This window comes from Duganella sp. S19_KUP01_CR8 (assembly GCF_036688705.1).
Taxonomy (GTDB): domain Bacteria; phylum Pseudomonadota; class Gammaproteobacteria; order Burkholderiales; family Burkholderiaceae_D; genus Rugamonas.
Map to the genome: position 1 here is coordinate 139,062 of NZ_JAQQPR010000004.1, position 16,637 is coordinate 155,698.

At 64.0% G+C, this 16,637-nt stretch carries 8 protein-coding genes; 4 read left to right on the forward strand and 4 right to left on the reverse strand.

The window, feature by feature from the left end:
* Positions 1 to 10: 10 nt before the first annotated feature.
* On the reverse strand, positions 11 to 1,540 hold the full coding sequence (locus tag V6M89_RS05755) for a hypothetical protein (protein WP_332852296.1): 1,530 nt from the start codon (positions 1,538 to 1,540) through the stop codon (positions 11 to 13).
* 286 nt (positions 1,541 to 1,826) lie between these two features.
* On the opposite strand from V6M89_RS05755, the gene V6M89_RS05760 reads away from it, so the two are divergent.
* Together V6M89_RS05760 and V6M89_RS05765 are read left to right on the forward strand one after the other, a co-directional pair.
* Positions 1,827 to 9,308, forward strand: a complete 7,482-nt coding sequence (locus V6M89_RS05760) for a two-partner secretion domain-containing protein (protein ID WP_332852297.1) — start codon at positions 1,827 to 1,829, stop codon at positions 9,306 to 9,308.
* Between the two features lie 79 nt (positions 9,309 to 9,387).
* A complete protein-coding gene (locus V6M89_RS05765; RefSeq protein ID WP_332852298.1) occupies positions 9,388 to 9,519 on the forward strand; it encodes a hypothetical protein in 132 nt (43 codons plus the stop codon).
* A 170-nt stretch (positions 9,520 to 9,689) separates the two neighbouring features.
* On the opposite strand, the gene V6M89_RS05770 is transcribed toward V6M89_RS05765, so the two are convergent.
* Complete coding sequence (locus V6M89_RS05770; protein ID WP_332852299.1) at positions 9,690 to 11,057, reverse strand: ISNCY family transposase; 1,368 nt, start codon at positions 11,055 to 11,057, stop codon at positions 9,690 to 9,692.
* 349 nt (positions 11,058 to 11,406) lie between these two features.
* On the opposite strand from V6M89_RS05770, the gene V6M89_RS05775 reads away from it, so the two are divergent.
* On the forward strand, positions 11,407 to 12,264 hold the full coding sequence (locus V6M89_RS05775) for a hypothetical protein (protein ID WP_332852300.1): 858 nt from the start codon (positions 11,407 to 11,409) through the stop codon (positions 12,262 to 12,264).
* Between the two features lie 87 nt (positions 12,265 to 12,351).
* Here the strand turns inward: V6M89_RS05775 and V6M89_RS05780 are convergent, their stop codons facing one another.
* Positions 12,352 to 13,776, reverse strand: coding sequence for an SAM-dependent methyltransferase (locus tag V6M89_RS05780; protein WP_332852301.1), 1,425 nt, complete (start codon positions 13,774 to 13,776; stop codon positions 12,352 to 12,354).
* 144 nt (positions 13,777 to 13,920) lie between these two features.
* On the opposite strand from V6M89_RS05780, the gene V6M89_RS05785 reads away from it, so the two are divergent.
* Positions 13,921 to 14,670 (forward strand): hypothetical protein, encoded by a 750-nt coding sequence (locus tag V6M89_RS05785; RefSeq protein WP_332852302.1) that lies wholly within the window; start codon positions 13,921 to 13,923, stop codon positions 14,668 to 14,670.
* A 25-nt stretch (positions 14,671 to 14,695) separates the two neighbouring features.
* On the opposite strand, the gene V6M89_RS05790 is transcribed toward V6M89_RS05785, so the two are convergent.
* The gene (locus V6M89_RS05790) at positions 14,696 to 16,516 is read right to left on the reverse strand and encodes a glycoside hydrolase family 35 protein (protein ID WP_332852303.1); all 1,821 of its coding nucleotides are present in this window, start codon (positions 16,514 to 16,516) and stop codon (positions 14,696 to 14,698) included.
* Positions 16,517 to 16,637 lie beyond the last annotated feature (121 nt).

Below are 16,637 nucleotides of genomic sequence, written 5' to 3' on the forward strand. Positions count from 1 at the left end.
GTAACAGCGCTTAGGCCCAGCCGGTGTGCACGGTCAGGCCATGCATATTGGCGCGGGTGACCACCGTGATCCAGATGGTAATGCCGCGCCGGCTGACCTGGACCGGCGGATGCAGCCAGTTGCCGTTGCCCTGCTGGACGGCCAGATGGTAGGTGGCATGGGCCGCTTCGATCATGGCAGCAAGCACATCGTCCGCATCCCACGCCACCGGGAAATAGGTGACAAAATGGCCCGGCCAGGCGTGATTGGTGACGGCGTTCGGCGGCGCCCCGTGCAGCGCGGGATTGTACATGCCCAGATGCTGGCCGCCCGTATGGTCGCCATGCAGGATATGGATGGCACGCCAGCCCGGCACGTAATAGGGCGCTGGAGCGTGGTTGGCGTTATTGGCGATGGGGGGCTGCAGTAGCGGCAGCGGCGGGTTGAGCGTCAGCGCATGCAGCGCGTTCTGGAAATTGTTCACCTGCTGAATCAGATTCATCCAGCCGAGGGTGGGCAGCAGTGGCGGCGGATTGGCAATCAGGTTCAGCAGTGCCGCCTGGAAGTTCGCATGGCGCTGCATCAGGTTGCGCCAGTTGGCGGTTGGCTGGACCGGCGGCGGCCGATTCGTCAGCGCGGCAACCGCGTTGAGGAAGTTGGCGCGCTGCTGGGTGAGCCGGCGCCAGCCCGGTCCCGGCGTCGGCTGCAGCTGGGCGTCGACCGCGCGCCGTGCCGACTCGACGCGTTCACGCCGCGCGCTGCGGTCCTGCTGCCCTTGCAGCAAGCTTTGCTGAAATGCCTGCAGCGCCGCGCGCGCCGCCAGGAAGCGCTGCGTGGCCGGCCTCACCCTGAGCACGCGCCGTATCGGCACCTCGTCTGCCACGCTGGTCTGGCTGCCGCCCGGCGGTGGATCCGGCGGCGCGCCGCCGGTGGCCACCCGCATGCCATTGCCGCCCAGCCGCAGTTGCAGCGGAAGCCGCGTGTCGCGCTCGACGCCGGTCAAGCCACCACCCGGCGGCGGAACGCCAGGCGGCCCGCCACTGCCTGCTACGCGCATCCCGCCGCCCGGTGCAAGGCGCAGGGTGAGTGTGCCGCGTTCCAGCGCGTTGATGCGGGCCTGCAGTTCGTTGATCTGCCTCATCACGCCGTCCAGCCCCGACAGTGCCATATCCTGCGACATGCGCATCAGCGTGCACATGGCGGCCAGCAGCTCCTGGCGCTGGGCGCCGATGTCGGAGCCGGGATCGGCCAGCGCGGTCGCAGTCACCACGTCGCTGATCGGCGGCAGCGGCGCTTGCTGCTGCGTCGGCTGTTGGGTCTGCTGCTGTTGCAACAGCCGTGCGCGTTCCATGCGCTCCCGGTGCAGCTGCCCGGTCAGACCGCCGGCGTTCGGGCTGCCGTGCCCCAGCGCCTGGCCTGGCCCGGTAGTCTGCGGCCCCTGTGGCGCCGGGGTGCCGAAACCATGCACATTGCCGCCCACATGGACCACCACTTGCTGCGGGTTTTGCTGGCCCGTGTCGGTGGTGGTCTGCACTGTGCTAGTGGAGTGATGGGGCATCATGGCGGCGGGTCCTTGCAAGGAGGAGGGATGACGCCAGATTATCATCTTGACAATCATGAAAAATACACGAATTGTCACACGGTATGGCTGCGCGTTCACATCGGAGATGCGCTCGCCCCCCGGACCAGCCCGGCGCTTCACGTTTAAATTCCAATAGATAATATAAACAGCGTTACACTGCTCATAGCGGATCGATCCACAGGGCGGGTGGCGGTACACCTACGCCCCGGGGGATGTCAAAAACATACGCGACGCCTGGACGCCGCGCAACGTGATCGGGGAAACAATGATGAAGCGACTCTGCTCCGGCCTGGCGACCGCAGCGCCGCGACGCACCTGGCTGCCCTTGCTGATAGCCGCCTGTTTCAGCACCGCGCAGGCGGCGCCCAGTTCGCCGCAGGTGGTGGCCGGCCAGGCGACATTTGCCCAGCAAGGCAATGTGTACTCCATCACCAACACCCCCAACACGATCATCAACTGGCAGAGTTTCTCGGTCGGCGCCGGCGAGGTGACCCGTTTCATCCAGCAAAGCAGCTCAAGCGCCGTGCTGAACCGCATCCTGGGGCAGGACCCCAGCCAGATTTTCGGCGCGCTGCAGTCGAACGGCCGCGTGTTCCTGATTAACCCGAACGGCGTGCTGTTCGGCCGCGACGCGCGGATCGACGTCGGCGGCCTGGTCGCCTCCAGCCTGAACCTGTCGAACAGCGACTTCCTGGCGGGCCGCAACAACTACACCGGCGTCGCCAACGCGGGCGCGGTCAGCAACGCCGGCAGCATCACCACGCCGTCCGGCGGCCAGGTGTTCCTGATCGCGCCGAACGTGGACAACAGCGGCATCATCACCTCGCCGCAGGGCGACGTGATCCTGGCGGCCGGGCACGCGGTGCAATTCGTCGAGGCCGCCAATCCGTCGGTGCAGGTGGTGGTCAGCGCGCCGGACAACGCGGCCCTGAACCTGGGCCAGGTGATCGCCCAGGGCGGCCGCATCGGCATCTACGGCGCGCTGGTCAACCAGCGCGGGCGCCTCAACGCCAACAGCGCGGTGGTGGGCGAGAATGGCCAGATCATGCTCAAGGCCAGCCGCGACACGCTGCTGGAGGCGGGCAGCGTGACCAGCGCCACCGGCGCCGGGCAGGGCGGGCAGGTGGCGGTGCTGGGCCAGCGCGTGGCCTTGATCGGCGACGCCCGCATCGACGCCAGCGGCCAGGCCGGCGGCGGCACCGTGCTGGTCGGCGGCGACTACCAGGGCAAGAACGCGGCGGTGCCGAACGCGCAGCAAACCGTGGTCGGTGCCGACGCCAGCATCCGCGCCGACGCGATCGCGCGTGGCGACGGCGGCAAGGTGGTGGTGTGGGCCGACGGCGCGACGTCGATGGCGGGGCAGGTGTCGGCGCGGGGCGGGGCGGCCGGCGGCGACGGCGGCGTGGCCGAGTCGTCCGGCAAGCGCTTCCTCGATTTCCGCGGCGCGGTCGACCTGCGCGCGCCGCGCGGCAAGACCGGCACCCTGCTGCTGGACCCGAACAATATTTCCATCAACACCGGCAGCGACACCTTTATCACGCAAAGCGGCGGCTCGCCTTTCGTCTACGAGGCCAACAACACCCCGGCCGTGCTGACGCCGACCACGCTGACCAACCAACTGGCCATCTCGGACGTCAACGTCTACACCGGCACCGGCTCGATCACGGTGCTGGCCCCGGTCAGCTGGTCCACCTCCAATGAACTGACCTTGTCGGCCACCACCGGCATCGCGCTCAACGCGCAGGTGAGCAATAGCGGCGGCGGCAAGCTGTCGCTCTACACCACGGGCGGCAACATCACGCAGACCGCGCCGATCTCGGTGCCGACGCTGGCGGCGATCGCCGATACCGGCAGCGTGACCTTGACCCACAACGTCAACACCGTCGACACGCTGGCCGGCTCCGGCGCCACCGGCTTCTCCTACCACGACGCCGACGCCCTGACGATCGGCACCGTGGCCGGCGGCGCGATCCCTACGCAGGTCGGCGTCAGCTCCAGCAGCGGCGCCATCGAGATCAGCTCCGGACTGGCCCTGGTCAGCGGCGGCCTGGCCATCAACGGGCCGCTGTCAACGCCGGTTGGTGTCCTCAATTTACGCGACTACAAGGGCGACATCACCCAGACCGCGGAGATCACCGTGCCGTCGGCGCTGATCATCGCCGACGAGGGCGCGGTCACGCTGACCAATACGTCCAACGCCATCAGCTCCCTGGCCGGCTACAGCAATGCCGCGGCCGGCTTCAGCTTGGTCAATTCCACCGGCCTCACGGTCGGCACCGTCGCCGGTTCGCATGGCGTCTTGAGTTTTGGCTCGGCGCCCCTGAGCCTGACGGCGCTGACCGGCGACCTGACGATCGCGGATACGACCTACGGCGTCAGCGCCGGCAATTCGGGAGTCTCCGCGCTGACGCTGGTCGCGAGTAACGGCCAGGTGCTGGGCAGCGGCATCGTCAAGGGCGGCGCCACCAGCATCACCGCGGGCACCGGCATCAACCTGGCGGGGGCAAGCAACGGCATCGGCGCGCTGACCGCCAGCGTCACCGGCGCCGGCGATGTCGTGCTGGTCAACAACCAGTCGCTGTCGATCGCCTCGGTCAGCACCGGCTCGGCCAACGCCCTGGTGGACGTTTCGACCACTGCCGGCTCCGCCTACGGGATCGAAGTGGCCGGCACGATCGGCACCGGAGCCGCCGGCCAGGTCTTGCTCAACGCCGGCGGCAGCGGCGCGATCACACGCACCGGCGCCTCCAGCGTCATCAGCTCGAACTACATCCAGTTGCAAGACAGCAGCACCGGCGCGATCGGCACTTCCGGCCTGCCTTTGCTGACCGCCGCGGTCAGCAGCGGCAACAGCGAGTTCCACATCGGCGCCTCCGGCGCCGGTCCGCAAGGCCTGTACCTGAGCCACGCGGGCACGATGACCCTGAACTCGGACTCGCACTACGGCAGCAACGCCGCCATCAGCATCGGCTCGACCAACAACCTGACCATCGCCGGCAACCTGAACGCCGGCAGCGCGAACCTGACGCTGGACACCTCGGGCAGTCTCGCCAGCGACAACAGTTCCGTCCTCACCGGCGCCACCGTCAACCTGCTGGCGACGCAGAACATCGCCGTGGGCAGCGTGGTCTCGACCACCGGCAGCATCACCATGACGGCCCAGCAGGCGCTGACCGCGCGCGGCGTCAGCACGGCCGCGCTCAATGCCGGCAACGTGACCCTGACCGCCAACGGCGGCGATCTGATACTGGGCGCCGACGGCCCGCTGGATGCGCGCTCGACTGCGAGCGGCACCAACGGCACGGTGTCGCTCACCAGCGCCGGCGCGATCCAGGTGCTTGCCGGCAATGCCATCAAGGCCGGCGCGCTGGACCTGAAGGCCACCACCGGCATCTACGGCATTAACAATGCCAGCGCGCTGGCCATCGTCAGCGACGGCGTGCAGGCGCAAAACACCGCGTCGGGACCGATACGGCTGGCGAACAGCGGCACCAATCTGTCGGTGGGCGGCGCCAGCGGCTACGGCATCGATCAGCAAGGCGCGGGCGATGTGGTGCTGGACAACGCCACCGGCTACACCACCGCGATCAACAAGCCGGTCGGCACCGCCGGCGGCGCCATCACGATCCGCGGCAACGGCGGCATCGCGCTGACGGCTGCGCAACCGATCGGCAGCGGCGGCGGCGCCATCCAGTTGTTCGCGTCCGACGCCAACGCAGCGCTGGTCATGCCGGCCGGTTCCAGCGTGTCCAGCGGCGGCGGCCAGATCACCCTGAAAGCCGACGCCATGTCGTTCACCGGCAGCGCGCTGCATGCGGGCTCCGGTGCCGTCGCCATCAGCCCCGGCAACGTGGACACCCTGATCCAAGTAGGCGTGGGCGCGACCGATGTCAGCGGCGCGCCCGGCACGCGGGTGCTCGGCCTGAGCCAGGCCGAACTGCAAACCATAGACACCACCGGCAATCTGTCCTTGGGCACCAGTTCCCAGACCGCCGACCTCGCCATCTCCGGCGCGCTGGATCTGTACACCGGCAATTACGTGACCGGGCAGGTCGGGCTGATCGGCGGCAGCGGCAACGTCGTCATCAACAGCGCGCTGACGACGGGCTCGCTGAACGTATCCAACACTGATCCATCGAAATCGATCACGATAGCCAACGGCGGGCTGGTGCAGACGCATGGCGCCACCACGTTCAACTCGCAGGGCGGGCTGGTCATGAACGGCAACGGCGCCATCGCCAGCAACGGCAGCGCGCTGACCGTGCATGGCACCACCGGCGTGACCCTGAATGGCACGTCCAGCATCGACACCACCGGCGGCGCGCTGGTGATCGACGCCAGCAACGTTGACGGACTGCTGTCCACCCAGGCCGGCACCGCGATCTCCAGCGGCGGCGCGCCGCAGACGATCTCGGCCGACAACATGAGCCTGGGCGGCGCGATCACCAGCACCAACCGGGTCACGCTGGCGCCGTACACCTCGGGCGTGCTGGTCAAGGTCGGCGCGCTGGCCGGCGACAGCAGCGGCGTGCTGCGCCTGACCAGCACCGAACTGAACGGCGTACACGCGCCCGTGCTGCGCATCGGCTCGTCCACCGCCGGCGCGATGGCGATCGAATCGGCGCTGGACAGCGGCAGCGGCGGCGCGTTCGAGCACGTCGGCTCGGCGCTGCACCTGACGTCCTTCGGCGCCATCAGCCAGAGCGCCAGCGCCACCATCGGCGGCATCGGCACGGTCGCGCTGACGGCCGGCAGCGTTACGCTGGACCAGGCCAACGCCACCGGCCACATCGCCGGTTCCACCAGCGGCTCGTTCGCCTACCGTTCCGCCAACCAGGTCTCGGTCGAGACGGTCGACGGCGTCAGCGGCATCACCGCCGGCGCCGGCCAGGCCATCCGGCTCAAGTCCGACGGCGCCGGCATCGGCCAGGTGGCCGGGGCGCCGCTGGTCGTGTCGGCCGGCACGCTGGTGCTGGAGGCCGCCGGTCCCGCCGAGCTGAATTTGATCGCCAACAGTTTCGGCACCTTGGGTGGCGCGCTGAACCAGGGCGGCAGCGGCACCAAGGGGCCGTCGGAAATCTACGCCGGCAGCAATGTGAGCGTCAACAGCGTGACGGCGATCGACGGCAGCACCACCATCAACGGCCTGTCGACCAATAACCAGGACCTGGAACTGTCGACCGGCTTCGTCACCCATCAGCTCTCGGTCGACAAGCCGATCAACGTCGGCACGGCCGGGGCGGTGCTGGAGACGGACAATCTGGCGCTCAACGACACCGTCACCGGCAGCACCGTGATCCTGCAGCCGCACACCACCGCGCGGCCGATCACGGTGGGCTCGGCCACCTGCCATGCGGGCGGCGTCGGCGGCTGCCTGGCGATCACCCGGCTCGACCGCGTGATCGCGCCGAACATCGGCATCGGCCGGCGCTACGCCGACGCCGAAGCGCCGGGAGACCTCTACGTGGCCGGCATCACCACCGCCGGCACCGCCGTCGCGACCGACATCAATCCGGCCACCACGCTGATCGGGCTGGGCAGCGGCGGCACCATCACCCAGGGCGGGCCTGTCTTGGTCACCACGCTGGGTCTGTCGGCGGGCGGCATCGTCACGCTGAACGATCCGGGCAACCTGATTTCCACGCTGGCGGCCGAGACCAATGGCAGCGCCATCTCCTACAGCAACGGCGCCGGCTTCACGGTCGGGGCGTTGCCGGCCAATGCGCTGATCGAGTCGGGCGGCGGCACGGTGGGCGGCGTGCGCACGCTGGGCGGCAACGTCACGCTGACGGTCAACGGCGGCGCCACCAGCGAACTGGCGATCGTGGAGCGGATCGACGCCGGCGGCGGCGCTGTCGCGCTGGCCTCGTCCGGCGCCGTGTACGGCGCCACCGGCCTCAACGATATCGTCGGCGCCACCCTCAGCGTGACGGCCAGCGGCAGCTCCACGCGCGGCGCCGGCATCGGTGCCATCGACGGCAGCGGCGGCCTGCATACCACCGTGCCGCGCATCGCTTCGTTGACGGCGTCGGCGGCAGGGGCGGGCATACAGGTCAGCAGCCTGTCGGACCTGGTGCTCGGACAGCCGACGGCGGCGGCGGGCAACGTCGTCGCCACCGACGGCACGCTGGTGCTGAGGACCGCCACCGGCCATGCGCTGACCATCAACGGCGACCTGGCGGCGACCGGCAATATCGATCTGACGGCCGGCGCGGCCGCTTCCAGCAACCCGCTGGACCAGATCATCTTTGCCCAGAACGTCACTTCCAGCGGCGGCAATATCACCATCAATGCGCATGGCGTCAGCGGCGCGCACGTGCCGTCCGGCGGCAACGTCAGCTCGCATTTGTACACCGCGCCGCCGCAGACCCAGCCACCGACCTTGACGGACTGTATCGTCAACCCGGCGCTGAGCGGCTGCGCCAGCGTGCTGCCCAGCCTGGAGGTCTGCACCAACGCGCCGGCCACCGCAGGCTGCTCGGTGGTTCTGCCCAGCCTGGCCATTTGCACGATCAATCCAGCCACGGCCGGTTGCAGCGCCGTACTGCCTAGCGTGAGCACATGCGTTGCGGCGCCGGCCACCGCCGGCTGTTCGGCCGTGTTGCCTAGCTTGGCGGTCTGCGCGGCGAATCCCACCACCGTCGGTTGCAGCGTGGTCTTGCCGAGCATGAGCGTATGCGTCGCCGCGCCGACCACCGCCGGTTGCGAAGTGGTGCTGCCTAGCCTGGCAGCCTGCACCAGCAATCCAACCGCCGCCGGTTGCAGCGCGGTCTTGCCGAGCCTGGGCGTCTGCGTGGCTGCGCCGGCCACCGCGGGCTGTTCGGTGGTACTGCCTGCCTTGGCCGTTTGCACGGCGAATCCGACGACCGCCGGTTGCAGTGCGGTGCTGCCGAGTTTGGCCGTTTGCGTCGCCGCGCCGGCCACCCCGGGATGCTCGGCTGTGCTGCCGACCATCGCCGCGTGCAGTGTCACGCCGGCCTTGCCGGGGTGCTCGGTTGTGCTGCCGACCATCGCCGTGTGCAGTGTCACGCCGGCCTTGCCGGGGTGCTCGGTTGTGCTGCCGACCATCGCCGCGTGCAGTGTCACGCCGGCCTTGCCGGGGTGCTCGGCTGTGCTGCCGACCATCGCCGCGTGCAGTGTCACGCCGGCCTTGCCGGGGTGCTCGGTTGTGCTGCCGAGCATCGCCGTGTGTAGTGTCACGCCGGCCTTGCCGGGCTGTTCGGCGGTGCTGCCTACCGTGGCGGCTTGCGCAGCGGCGCCGGCCTTGCCGGGTTGCTCGGCCGTGTTGCCTACCTTGGCCGCCTGTATCGCCGCGCCAGGTTTGCCAGGTTGCGTGGCCGTGCTGCCAACGGTGGCCAGCTGCATGGTAACGCCGGGTCTGCCTGGTTGTTCGGCAGTGCTGCCGCCGGTGGACGTTTGCCTCAGCAACCCGAGCGCCGCCGGCTGTGTGGCGGCGGTGCCGCCGCCACAGCCGCAGTCCAGCGGGCCGATCGCGCAAGCGCTCAATACCTCGATCAACGTGATCAACGCGACCACGGCGGTGGTCAGCGGCGGCGTCAAGTCGCCGAGCGCTGGTGGTGGTGGCGGAGGCGACACGCCATCGACCGCCAGCAACGGCGGCCCGGCCGCGACGTCCAGCACGCCGGATGACGGCGACAGCAAGGACAAGGGCGAGAAGAAAGAGGGCGTCGTCGCGCAAAAAACCGAGACCAAAACAGAAGCGCCGAAGAAGACCTTCTGCAACTGACGCATGCTGACGCCGGCCGATTTTGTTGTGGATAGGCGATCTACATGGCAGCACGGCATGCTGAGAGGTGACTAACAAGATGAGAAGTGACCAACAAGATTTCGCAAGGATGATCGCCAGCGCGCTTGCGGCCACGCCGGGCGCCAGTTGGAAATTGCTTGGCTTGCCGCGCTTGCGCGAGACCAAGCCGCTGGCGCCGGCATCGATGTAGCTCTGGCCTGGTGATATCCAGTCGAGCGGCCGCCGCGCTGGCTTTGATCTGACCAGCGACGACGGCTTGGATCGTTTTGAGTCGATCCAGCTATTTCTACTTAGCTTCTACACCTTGTTAAGGCTAAATCAGAATGTCTCGTTCTTAGCCAAATCAGAATGTCTCGCCGTTCAGTGCTTGGCTTTCTTGATGGCGTCTTCCAAGTCGACCAGCGTTAGCTTCCGTTGCACCTTTTTGCCCGGCGCCGCCTTCGTTTCCACTGGCGGCCGTCCTTGATTGGTTCTAGCCGGCGCAGACCGGCCACGTCGGCTATCGCGCTGTTCTTGCATCAGTTGGGCGATCTGCAGGACGTGGCCTAGCCGCTTGTTTTCGACGATGGCGCCCTGGTCGACCACAGCCAGGCGGTCGTAGGGGACGACCGGCAGCGCGGCACCGTTGGCCCGGATCTCGATCCGGCCGTCCGGGTATTCGTAGACCTCGATGTAGCGGCCGATCAGCCGGCGCATCTCCGGCCTGTCGGCCAGCAGAAACATCGTCTTGTCGTATTGGACGGTCAGCGCTTTGGAGACCTTGCGCGTTTCGCGCCAGGTGAAAATCAACTCAGGATCTTCATCCTCACGCAGTGGGCGATGGGCGTCGAAGTCGTTGCGGGCCGGCTTAGCGAAACGTTGGTTATAGTCCTTCATGAACGCTGCGGCGTAGCGGTTGGCGTCCGCGTGCGACGATATGCCTTGCAGGCGCAGTTCCTTGACCAGCCGGTCCTGCAGGGTCTTGTTCGCCCGTTCGACGCGGCCCTTGGCCTGGCTGCTGTTGGCGCAAATGCTCTCGATGTTGAGTTCGAATAACTGCGTGTGGCCGTCACCTGCGGCGACTTGCTTACGGTTGCAACGGAATACCGTCGCCTTGTCGCTGTAAAAGGCCACAGGCTTGCCATAACGCTCCAGGTAGGCCCTAGTGGCCTCGAAGTAGCTGAAGGTCGATTCAGAGTAGGTGAAGTGGAGGTGCATGAGACGACTCGTGGCGTCGTCGATGTAGACCAGTAGGGTGCATGCGGGCGCGCGGCCTTCAAACCAGTCGTGATCGCTGCCGTCTATCTGGATCAGCTCGCCGATGCAATCACGGCGGTTGCGTGGCTGATAAACAGATGGCGATCGTAGCCGACGCTCGATCCATAGTCCGGCATCGAGCATCAAGTGCCGAACGGTTTCTTTGGACATGTTGATACCGTGGAGTTCGCGCAGTTTCTCGCTGGCCAGCGTTGGTCCGAAATCCTGGTAGCGTTCACGAATGATGGCCAGTGCTTGCTCTGCGGCGCCTGGCGGTAGTTGGCGGTGACCGGGCTGGCCTCGTTGGCGGGAGATCAAACCAGTCGCGCCTTCATCGCGAAATCTCGAAAGCAAACGGTCAAGTTGGCGCTTGGTCACGCCCAAATGTGTGGCTGCTGCGGTAGCCTTCAGCTTACCCGCAATGACGTCCTGAATCGTCTTGAGGCGGTCGAGTTCGCGCATGCTGATCGTGATGGTTCTGGGCCTGGTCATATCAAGCTCCGCACAGGAAGCTCAAGTATGATTGGCGCTCATATAGGCTGTTTGACCTTGGATAAGACCGCCCAGTTCGGCCAGCACATCAAGACATTCTGATTCTGCTCGAACGAGACATTCTGATTTTGCCGCTACACTCCAGTTTCGCATAATTTATATTATGTAAAATGACTGTTCGGCCCACAACTTCTCTTCAGGCAGCCTTCGTTTGACTAAATCTGTTTCCGGATTGGGACTAAATTTGCTCCTGGCCGCCTACCGACAGAATCTCGCCCCCCTCGCATCGACAGAATCCAGCCGTGCAATTTCGCGCTATGATCGCTGATTTCGTACCCCAAACTTTATAATGCCCTCCCACCTTCATCGTTACCGATTCCCGTACATTTTTCTAATCGTCATCGTCACCTTGGCCGCCGTAGGCCTGCTTGCTTTTTGGTCTATTAACCGAAATTGGAGCCGCTACTTTTCAGTGGCGTTGGTTCTGTTCACATTGATATTGACCGTCGCCGCGACGCACTCGAAGCGTCAGAAGTTAACTTCACTGTTTAAGAGTGGCGCGGACATCGAACTGCCCAAGGCTAGAATGAAACTTGTTGCTGAAGTGATGGCTGGCTGCGCACTTGTTGCCTTCATCACGCCGTACTTCCAGAAAGGATTGGAATTCGATCGCCAAGAAAAAGCGCCGCGATTTGAACACTATCAGCTCGCCGCGCGAATGATCAATGAGCAACTTTCACCACAGTTTTGCGCGTCGCGCCCTTCTCGCACTATCACGTGTGGAACGGTCGCTAAAGGTCTTGATTCCCTATTTTGGGCATTGGTTCAGGGCGACGAAGCTCTTGCCGCACGTTGCATCGATTCGATTATTCTTAATCTGCAGAGCGAACTTTCCTTTCCTGAGGATGCCGATAGAAAAACAAAATTAGCCAACACAATTGATGAGTTGCGGGGGCTCGATCTCACGGACAGTGTTGGCGTGAAATCCCTGTCGCTTCTTCCTTTGCTCTCTTTGCTGTTTGTTAGTCTAGCGGTGTCTTCAAAAATCGCAGTGGCCTGGCACGAGTATGAGGTACGCCGCTTGCCACGCGCTTTGCGCCAGGTGCCAAATACGCATTCGCCGGCCGGCGCAGTACCTGTAAAACCCAGAAAACCGAAATCGCCCCGGAAAACAAATCATCGGCAATCCCAAAGATATTTGAAGTAATTGTGCTGCCCTGAGGTACCAACAGCGGCCCCCTCCCCCTCGGGTCTGCTGGCGACCGACATAGGCGTCCCTCGCACCACAGGGCTGCTAGGTTCCTTCGGCTTGCAACTGCCACGGCAAATCAAGCCCAAGACGACGACACATGTCCGCATCTACGTCCGGCGTCATCACGGGAGGCAAGTAGAGCGTCGATATTCCGGAAAGGTGCTCCACTGAGATTGTCGATAAAGAGAGCTTCTGGAGCTTTGGCCGGAACTGCGGAAGTTGCGAGCCGTCGTAGACGACGACCGGGTGGTCTTTGGGATAGATCGCCTGAAGAGATTCGACCAGGATCGGGAAATTCTGCTTCTTGTACCCAGCGAAGTTGAAGCCAAAGTCGCCGACGCACTCGACTTGCCAGAGCAGAACATGGCATGAGGTGTCGATAGTGCGTCTCCGAATCAGAAAGTCGGTTGCTTCCAGTGATTGCATGCCGAAGGTGGAGGGGTCCAAGCCCAGATCGGCCAGGAGGGAGGCTTCCGCCGAAATGGCCGGCGACATCTCCGCGCGATAACCCTCTTTGCGAGCTTGGCGAATGGCCTCATGAGTAGACCATGCAAATACTCCGGGATGGCCGTAGAAGACCGCACAAACGGACAAGCCCATGCGAACGTAACCCAGTATGACGCTCACCATTTCCTGATACGTTTCGATCCGTGGCTTGTCGTTGCCATAGAGTCTGTACAGAGATTCAGCGTTGGGATTCAAGCGATGAATTTGCCGCTCGGTTACTGGGTCGGCAACACAATAAATCACTTTGGCGGCTGCGCGAATATCAGCTTCCGCCCCAAGACTGAGATCAACAATTGACCGAATGCCGGTGCCAACCACCTTTAGTGCTCCGCGCTTCGTGGAAGCTGGCTCGCCAAAGTAGTGTATGGCACTGTCGATGTCCTCGATTGCGGATCGTAGCCAACTGATTTGTTTATTCGTTGTGGTATTGGTCGTCTCTCGTGTCACATCAATGTGGTAGGTATCGAAATTCGTACTGGTCGTCATGACCGTGGTCTCGATCATTGATGGGCTCATACCGAACTTGTCGCTGACCAAAGGGGAGAATCCCGCCTTCTCCAACTCCTGAATCAACCTCACCCGCAGAAGTCCCCGATCACTTGTACTAAGCCAGTGTTGCTCGACGTCGGAAAGCCCTGCTTTGGCGAGCTGCTCCGAAGGGTTGGCTAAATAGCTGGCAAGGAACGCAGGATTCCGCAGGCGCGATATAAAATCATTCATTGGCGTTTCACGGTTTTCCCTCAGTGCCAGACGATCGGAGTTCTCGATAACGATCTGATTGGCGAGGGCGCTACATTGCTCTTGCAGATCAGGGGCGGCAACGAACGCCGCCAACTCACGGAGCAGCAAACCGAGGACGAGTTGGTTGGCAGGCAATGCGGTATTTGCGGCGTCTTCCGGACGATCTTGAAAACAGTTGTTAATTTCGCGTAAGCAATTCATTAAGCGGACTGTTGTCATGTCTCTTTCCCTTTCTGTTGATGCCACTAAACTCAACAACCACCGTGAAGATTGTGCTCTAAGCGTGAGCAGCTTCTGCTTGCAGATTGATTTCTGCTTGCGGTAAATCAAAGTGGATTGAAGTCAGGGGTAGCGCCTTGAGCTATGCTACTGCTGGCGGCATGCGAATATTCACAGTGGGAACGGCAGAAAATGCAAAGAAGAATCTACGGCGTTACGGAGCAGTATTGGGCTGGCAGAGATCCGGAATTTAAGCTTTACTGGGGGCTCGCAAGACAAGCTCTCGCATGGTGCTTAGGCATATTCATCGTCACAAAAACCGGCAATATCTTTGCGGATGCGTTCGTCGCCCTCCTTGCCGGCGGCATACCATTACTTATCACGGCAGGACAGCGCGATTTCAGCAAGTACTCGCGCCCGCTGCGACGACGTATTACTAAGTACAGCGTCAGAATTACACTGACCGCAGTGACAGCACTTGGGATGGGCATATACCTGGCTCTAGTGTACGGACTATTTTCCGGTGTCGTGGCCGCGCTACCGGCCCTCGTCCTCAGCGCGCCCTCTTCATCATTTCAAGCCTTGGCTAATATTCCAACCGCGCCTGAAGTGGTGTTTTTCCAAACGGCGCACATTGTAATAATTTGCGCTACGGTTATCGGATCGCTTGTGGCAGCAACTTTTAATGTCTTCCGAGGAGTGCAGCTTGAAGAGCTCATTCATTGGTTGCCGAAGCGCGGGCTCATCAAATACCTTGTTCGCAAAGAGCTAATAGCAACAGACATCACTACCTTTGTTGGCTTCGAAGTCAGCGTCATCATGGCAAGCGTCATGTTCAGCTCGGGTGTCGTCATGCTCTTCCAGATCGCGACCATAAGCCCGGCCGGCAAGTAGAGCCTTTCCAGCCGGTGGCGCCTGATCAACCCGGTGTGGCGAACACCGGATCGCGCAGGCCCTGCACGCTTGGCGCTTCCGCTGCGCCGTCCATGTCGAGAATGACGATTTCGTTGTCCTCTTTGCGTAGCCAGGGCGCAGGCAGGAACAGGCTTTGTTGCGGACCGATGCGCCAATAGCGCCCGAGGTGGTGGCCGTTGACCCACACATGTCCCTTGCCGAGGGCGCGCGTGTCGAGGAAGGTGCTGCCGCTCGCGCTGGTGCTGAAATGACCGCGCCAGAAAGTGGGGCCGCGCTTCGCCGGCGCACCGCGCACAAAGCGCAGGCCGGATACATCGGCCAGCGGCATCGGGAACACTTCCCAGTCCAGCAGCGGCTTGTCGCCCAGCGACACGGCGCGAGTCAGGCCCTTGCGCTCCTCCGCCAACATTGGACCAAAATTGACGCGGCCCATGTTCTCGACCACCACATCCAGCGTGCTGCCCGCCGCAAGATCGAGTTCCGTCACATGCTCGTCGCGCCGGCGATCCAGCGTGGCGAAGGTGGCGCCGTCCGCCAGAAGATGAGCGTAATCGCGGACAGCGCCCAGATCCAGCTTGCCGGACGCGCCTTCCGCAAAGCGCTTGCGATAAACGATAAAGCCATAGCCCTGTCCATACGCTTCCATATTGCGCGCCAGGCGGGATGCGATCGGCTTGGGCAGCGTATCGACCAGCGCCACGGATTCGTCCAATGTGAAGCGCGGCACGGCGATGGTGGCGGCCTGCGCGGGCAGGTCCGGCAGGCGTTCGCCCGGCGCCAGATGGCGTTCTATCGCGGCGCGGACGGCATGGAACTTGGGCGTCGGCCGGCCCGCTTCGTCGATGGCGGCGTCGTAATCGTAGCTGGTGGTATCCGGCTGATAGGTCGTGCCGTGGCTGTTGGCGCCGGGCTGCCAGCCGAAGCTGGTGCCGCCGTGCGCCATGTACAGATTGAAGGAGATGCCCTGCCCCAGCATCCAGTCGACCGCGTCGGCCGCCAGCTTGGGGCTGACCTGATGACGACGCTCGCCCCAATGGTCGAACCAGCCGGCCCAGTATTCCCCGGACATGCGCGGCGTGTTCGGACGGAAGGCGGCCAGCTGCGCAAAGGCGTCCTTCACCTCGTCCACCGTGCCGTTGAAATTGACCACCGGCGTCAGGCCGGGCAAGGTGCCGCGGTCGAGCAGCGTCGGGTCGGGGCCGTCCGAGGTGAACAGCGGCAGATCGAAACCGGCGTCGATCAGCTGTTGCTGGATGGTGGCCATGTAGGCGTGGTCTTCGCCGTAGGAGCCGTACTCGTTTTCCACCTGCGTCATCAGGATCGGGCCGCCGCGCGTGGACAGCAGCGGCGCCACTTCCTGCGCCACGCGCTTGAAGTAGCGCGCCGTCGCTTCCAGGAAGCGCGGATCCATGCTGCGCACCCGCAGGCCGGGCGTGCGCAGCAGCCAGGCGGGAAAGCCGCCGAAGTCCAGCTCGGCGCAGACATACGGGCCGGGCCGCAACACCACATTCAGGCCGACCTCGCGGGCGGTGCGCACGAAGGCGGCCAGGTCCAGGTTGTCGCTGAAGTCGAAGCGGCCCGGCTCGGGTTCGTGCAGGTTCCAGAAAACGTAGGTGGTGACGGTGTTGAGGCCCATCGCCCGCACCTGCTGCAGACGTTCGCGCCAGAAGGCGCGGGGTATGCGGGCATAGTGCATTTCGCCGGCGCGGATGACGTAGGGCTTGCCGTCCAGCTCGAAGTGATCGCCCGCCACGGCAAAATGCGGCACGGCCGCCTGCGCGCCCAGCGCCGCCATCATGATGCCCAGCGCCACTAGCCGTTTCATGTTTTTGTATTGCAATGCAGTCTCCCGAAAGAATCGAAACGTAAACATAAGACCATAACGAAAGTAATTGCGTCAATGCATAAATATATTTTCGCCAAACGAAACATGCCGCATAAGTTTC

Excerpts from the sequence above, each read along its gene's own strand:
- V6M89_RS05755 (WP_332852296.1), bottom strand. The coding sequence starts at position 1,540 with ATGATGCCCCATCACTCCACTAGCACAGTGCAGACCACCACCGACACG.
- V6M89_RS05760 (WP_332852297.1), top strand. The coding sequence starts at position 1,827 with ATGATGAAGCGACTCTGCTCCGGCCTGGCGACCGCAGCGCCGCGACGC.
- V6M89_RS05765 (WP_332852298.1), top strand. The coding sequence starts at position 9,388 with ATGAGAAGTGACCAACAAGATTTCGCAAGGATGATCGCCAGCGCGCTT.
- V6M89_RS05770 (WP_332852299.1), bottom strand. The coding sequence starts at position 11,057 with ATGACCAGGCCCAGAACCATCACGATCAGCATGCGCGAACTCGACCGC.
- V6M89_RS05775 (WP_332852300.1), top strand. The coding sequence starts at position 11,407 with ATGCCCTCCCACCTTCATCGTTACCGATTCCCGTACATTTTTCTAATC.
- V6M89_RS05780 (WP_332852301.1), bottom strand. The coding sequence starts at position 13,776 with ATGACAACAGTCCGCTTAATGAATTGCTTACGCGAAATTAACAACTGT.
- V6M89_RS05785 (WP_332852302.1), top strand. The coding sequence starts at position 13,921 with ATGCTACTGCTGGCGGCATGCGAATATTCACAGTGGGAACGGCAGAAA.
- V6M89_RS05790 (WP_332852303.1), bottom strand. The coding sequence starts at position 16,516 with ATGAAACGGCTAGTGGCGCTGGGCATCATGATGGCGGCGCTGGGCGCG.